General features: G+C 75.0%; 5 protein-coding genes. 1 reads left to right on the top strand and 4 read right to left on the bottom strand.

Annotated features, from left to right (window positions below):
* Positions 1-39: 39 nt before the first annotated feature.
* Complete coding sequence (locus PKY62_RS03680) at positions 40-600, bottom strand: cysteine hydrolase family protein (RefSeq protein WP_324534966.1); 561 nt, start codon at positions 598-600, stop codon at positions 40-42.
* Between the two features lie 85 nt (positions 601-685).
* Positions 686-1,276, bottom strand: coding sequence for a PH domain-containing protein (locus PKY62_RS03675; RefSeq protein WP_324534964.1), 591 nt, complete (start codon positions 1,274-1,276; stop codon positions 686-688).
* Between the two features lie 47 nt (positions 1,277-1,323).
* On the opposite strand from PKY62_RS03675, the gene dxr reads away from it, so the two are divergent.
* The gene (gene dxr / locus PKY62_RS03670) at positions 1,324-2,547 is read left to right on the top strand and encodes a 1-deoxy-D-xylulose-5-phosphate reductoisomerase (RefSeq protein WP_324534962.1); all 1,224 of its coding nucleotides are present in this window, start codon (positions 1,324-1,326) and stop codon (positions 2,545-2,547) included.
* A 34-nt stretch (positions 2,548-2,581) separates the two neighbouring features.
* On the opposite strand, the gene PKY62_RS03665 is transcribed toward dxr, so the two are convergent.
* Positions 2,582-3,718 carry a cation:proton antiporter gene (locus PKY62_RS03665; RefSeq protein ID WP_324534960.1) on the bottom strand — a complete coding sequence of 379 codons (1,137 nt, stop codon included), beginning with the start codon at positions 3,716-3,718 and terminating at the stop codon, positions 2,582-2,584.
* A gap of 10 nt (positions 3,719-3,728) precedes the next feature.
* The coding region (locus tag PKY62_RS03660) for an NAD(P)/FAD-dependent oxidoreductase (RefSeq protein ID WP_324534959.1) at positions 3,729-4,369 on the bottom strand (641 nt) is incomplete at its 5' end.

Raw genomic sequence — 4,369 nt, 5'->3', positions numbered from 1 at the left:
GCCGGACGGCCAGCCGGACGGCCAGCCGGACGAGCCCCGCTAGGCCGTCGGGCCGAAGTCGACGTCGGCCGTCGCGACCGTCCCGGCCGTGCGACCCGGCGCGCTCTGGTTCGACCAGTACAGGTTGGTGTGCGCGATGACCTGGTCGGGCGTCGGGGCGCCCCACGGCGTCAGGTCCTCGGTCGTGTGCGCGTCGCTGACGAGGGTCGCGTCGTAGCCCCTGGCCAGGGCGCCGTGCAGCGTCGAGCGGATGCACGCGTCGGTCTGCGCGCCGACGACGAGGAGCCGCCCGACGCCCCTGCTCGCCAGCTCGCCCTCCAGCGTGGTGTCCTCGAAGGAGTCGCCGTAGCACTTGTCGACGACCGGCTCGCCGTCGCCGGGGACCAGCTCCGGCACGATCTGCCAGCCGTCGGTGCCCAGCGGCAGGCCATCGTCGGAGTGGCGTACCCACACGACGGGGACGCCGTCGCCGCGCGCGCGGTCGACGAGGGTGGCCACGTTGGCGACCACCGTGTCACGGTGCGGCGCGCCCCCGACGACGTCGTTCTGCACGTCGACGACGAGCAGGGCGGTGCCGGGCCGGTTCTCGAGGGTGGTCATGGTCTCTCCTCGCGGGTGGTGGATCCGTGCCTCCACGTTAGGCGAGCCCACCGACACGGCGCCCGTCGGGGCGCGACGCCGGGCGTCAGGCGGTCGGCTCCCCGTCCGCCGGTGCCACGGGGGGCCCAGCGGGCCTCGCGGGTCGCTCCGGTGCGGCGCTCCCCGGTGCAACGGTGCCCTCGGCGGGGATCTGCTCGTCGAGCAGGATCTCCTGGACCTGCAGGATCCGCCGCTCGATGTGCGCCACGTCGTACAGCTCGACGTCACTCGTCTCGCCGGCGGTCTGCACGATGAGCGTTCCGCAGCCGAGCATGCGGTCGAGCACCGAGCGGCGGTAGCTGACGGACTGCACGCGGTCGATCGGCAGGTCCTTGCCCTCGCGGGACAGCACGCCACGGCGGCTGATGAGGCGCCGCGTGGTCAGCGTGTCGGTGGACGCGAGCCAGCCAAGGAACGGCCACAGGCCGAAGACCAGCGTCAGGAGGGTGGCGACGGCGAGGATCGTCCAGCGCTGCCACGCCTGGTCCTCGGGGCTCGGCACCAGCCAGGTCAGGCCGAAGACCACGGCACCCACGGCCGCGAGGGTGACGAGCACGGGCCCGACGAGGTTCTTCCAGTGGGAGTGCGCGGAGAAGATGACCCTCTCACCGGATGCGAGACGCGAGTCGTTGACCATGGGCGCGATCATCGCACGGAGGCGGGCCAGCGGGGGAGAATGCGCCTGTGGCACACCCCAACGCGTCGGCGCGGCGCACCGTGACCCTGCTCGGCTCCACCGGCTCGATCGGCACCCAGGCGCTCGACGTCCTGGCCCGGCACGGCGACCGGTTCGAGGTGATCGGCCTCAGCGCAGGCGGGGCCCACCCGCGGCTGCTCGCCGAGCAGGTGGTCGCCACCGGTGCGCGGACCGTTGCCGTCGCCGACCGCGCGGCCGGCGCGGCGGTGCTCGAGCAGATCACGCTGGTGGCGGCCGAGCGGGGGCTGGCCGGGCTCGGTGTCGAGCTGCTCGTGGGGCCCCAGGGGGTCGCAGAGCTCGCCGGACGCGGCGCCGACGTGGTGCTCAACGGGATCACGGGGTCCGTCGGCCTGCGCCCCACCCTGGCCGCGCTGGCCGCGGGCAGCACCCTCGCGCTGGCCAACAAGGAGTCCCTGGTGGTGGGCGGTGCGCTCGTCCGCGCGGCCCAGGTGCGCCCGGACCAGATCGTCCCCGTGGACTCCGAGCACTCCGCGATCGCCCAGTGCCTGCGCGGCGGGGCGCGGGGCGAGGTCCGCCGGATCATCCTCACGGCCTCGGGCGGCCCGTTCCGCGGCCGGTCGCGCGACGAGGTCGTGACCGTGACCCCCGCCCAGGCGCTCGCGCACCCCACGTGGTCGATGGGCCCGGTGGTGACGATCAACTCGGCGACCCTCATGAACAAGGGCCTCGAGCTCATCGAGGCGCACCTGCTGTTCGACGTCCCCGTGTCCGACATCACCGTGGTGGTCCACCCGCAGTCGGTGGTGCACTCGATGGTGGAGTTCGTCGACGGCTCGACGATCGCCCAGGCCTCCCCGCCCGACATGCGCCTGCCGATCGCCCTGGGGCTGTCCTGGCCGGACCGGCTCGACCCCGTCACCCCGCCGTGCGACTGGTCGTCGCCCACCGCGTGGACGTTCGAGCCGCTCGACGACGCCGTCTTCCCCGCTGTCGCGCTGGCCCGTGCGGCCGTCGCGGCGTCGCCGACCCATCCCGCGGTCTACAACGCGGCCAACGAGGAGTGCGTCGCGGCGTTCCTCGATGGCCGGATCGGCTTCCCGGCCATCGTGGACACCGTCGAGCGCGTGCTCGGCGAGCACGACGGCGCCGCCGCGCCGGCGGGGCTGACGCTCGAGGGCGTGCTCGCCGCCGAGGCGTGGGCGCGCACGCGGGCGCACGAGGTGCTCGCCCGTCCCGCAGGGCGGCACTGACCGTCCGCGGGTCCGCACGTCCGGCGGTGCGCCGTCAGGCGGCGGCGTGCTCGGCCCGCCGCACGCGCTCGGCCGCGACCGATGCGACCGCGATGGTGAGCAGCGCACCGAGCATGAGGGCGGCCGGCTCACCGGCGTCGAGCAGCCCCGTCGAGGTGCCCAGCGCGGCCGCGGCGACGGGCACACCGAGCTGGGCCGCGGCGAGCGCGCCGACGGCGACGGGCTGGCCGGTCAGGCGAGGGACGAGGTGGGTCAGCACGGCGCCCAGCCCGAGGGCGAGGCCGAGGCCGACGAGGGCGGGACGCTCGGCCAGCGCCCGCAGGTCGAGCGACGCACCCAGCCAGACGAAGAACACCGGGCCGAAGAAGCCCTCGGTGACGGCGAAGAGCTGGTGCACGAGCCGCCGCGGCTCGCCGACGGCGGCAACCACCAGCCCGAACGAGAAACCGGCGAGCATGACCGACACCCGGCTGGCCTGCGCAACGGCGGCAAGCGTGAAGAGCAGCGCGAGGTTGACCCGCAGCTCCAGGGCGAAGCCGCGGCGCTGCGACACGTCGTGCATCGCCTTGCGCCACCCGCGCCGCTCGACCGCCCGCAGGACCACGAAGAGCAGCCCGGCGCCCGCGACGACGACGATCGCGCCCACGGCGGACGTGGCCGCCTGCGCGGGGTCGATGACGAGCGGCAGTGCCGCGATGCCGACCGCGTCCGCGACCGCGACCTGCGGCAGGAGCGCAAGGAACGAGGGCCCGCGCAGGTGCAGGGACTCGCCGATCGGCAGGACGAGCGCGGCGGACGAGGACGCCAGGAGCACCGTGTAGAGCGCAGCGTGGCCGGTACCGGAGACCCTCGCCATGACCACGGCGACCGGCACCGACGCCGCACCGACGAGCGCCGCGCGGAGCAGCCCGACCGGCAGCGCACCGCGCAGCCGTGCGTCGCCCACCGGCACGTGCGAGCCCGCGACGAACATGACGAGCGCGAACCCGACGTCGGCGAGGAAGGTGACGGTCGGGTCGCTCGGCGTCAGGAGGTCGGTGAGCATCGGACCGAGCACGATGCCGGCGGCCAGCTCACCGACCACGACCGGCAGGCGCCAGCGGTGCGGCAGGGCGAGCAGCGGCCCCAGCAGGGCGGCCGTGCCGACGAGGGCGAGGATCCCGAAGCTCACCTCGGCACCGTCAGTGGCCCAGGAACGGGGCCATGACGCGCGCGATGACGCTGGGTCGGCCGGTGAGCCGCTCCTCGGTGTCCGCCAGGGTCATCGCGCGCAGCCCGGCGTTGACGCCCAGCCAACGCAACGGCTCCGGCTCCCACGCCGGCGACCGGTGGCCCACCCACGGCAGGCGCGTCAGTGTGGTGTCCTGACCGGTGAGCAGGTCGGCCAGGGTCCGGCCGGCGAGGTTGGTCGTCGACACGCCGTCCCCGACGTACCCGCCGGCCCAGGCAAGACCCGTGCGTCGGTCCAGGCCGACGCCGGCGTGCCAGTCCCGCGCGATGCCCAGCGGCCCGCCCCAGCGGTGGGTCACCCTGGTGCCCCGCAGCACGGGGAAGAGCTCGAGCAGGGTGCGCTCCAGGGCAGCGAAGACCGCCGGCTCGTGGTCGAACGAGGGGTCGATCGCCGAGCCCCAGTGGTACGGCGCGCCGCGGCCGCCGAACGCGAGCCGGTCGTCCGCGGTGCGCTGGCCGTAGACGATGAGGTGGCGGTGGTCCGTGAAGGTCTCGCCGTGCCGCAGGCCGATGGCCGCCCAGACCTCGGGGGCCAGGGGCTCGGTCGCGACCATCAGCGAGTAGACGGGCACGACGGCGCGTCGTGTGCCCG

Source organism: Actinotalea sp., from assembly GCF_035443605.1.
Lineage (GTDB): Bacteria > Actinomycetota > Actinomycetes > Actinomycetales > Cellulomonadaceae > Actinotalea.
The sequence above is the reverse complement of the archived record's forward strand: the minus strand, read 5'-3'. Positions and strand labels throughout refer to the sequence as shown.